Below are 657 nucleotides of genomic sequence, written 5' to 3' on the forward strand. Positions count from 1 at the left end.
GGGCTACCGGCGGTCGTCGGTGGTCTGTCCGTAGACGTTCTGGTACCGGTCGTAGAGCCGGTCGATCGCGTCCTGCGGGATCGGGATCAGCCCCCCGCCCTGCCGGGCCAGGTGCACGGTACGGGCCACGTCCTCCACCATCACCGCCGCCTTCACCGCATCCCGCGCCGACGCCCCGATCGTGAACGGCCCGTGGTTCTGCATCAGCACCGCCCGCGACCGGTGCCCGGTCAACGTCTCCACGATGCCGCGACCGATGGAATCGTCGCCGATGATCGCGAACGGACCCACCGGCACCTCCCCACCGAACTCATCCGCCATCGCGGTGATCACACACGGAATCGCCTCACCGCGCGCCGCCCACGCCGTCGCATACGGCGAATGCGTGTGCACCACCCCACCCACGTCGGGCATGTTGCGGTACACGTACGCGTGCGCCGCGGTATCGCTCGACGGTGCCCGCTCACTGCCGGGCGTGCCGGGGACGACGTTGCCCTCCAGGTCGCACACGATCATGTTCTCCGGACCGAGATCGTCATACGACACCCCCGACGGCTTGATCACGAACAGATCCGCCCCCGGCACCCGCCCCGACACATTCCCCCCGGTCCACACCACCAGGCCGTACCGCACCAACTCCGCATGCAACCCCGCCAC

Annotated in this window: 1 protein-coding gene; it reads right to left on the minus strand. The window is 69.3% G+C overall.

What is annotated here, in order from left to right; all coding sequences use genetic code 11:
• Positions 1-3: 3 nt before the first annotated feature.
• A partial coding sequence (locus tag H9651_RS14560) for an L-ribulose-5-phosphate 4-epimerase (RefSeq protein ID WP_191720049.1) occupies positions 4-657 on the minus strand: 654 nt, incomplete at its 5' end.

The sequence above is a fragment of the Microbacterium pullorum genome (genome assembly GCF_014836535.1).
GTDB lineage: Bacteria > Actinomycetota > Actinomycetes > Actinomycetales > Microbacteriaceae > Microbacterium > Microbacterium pullorum.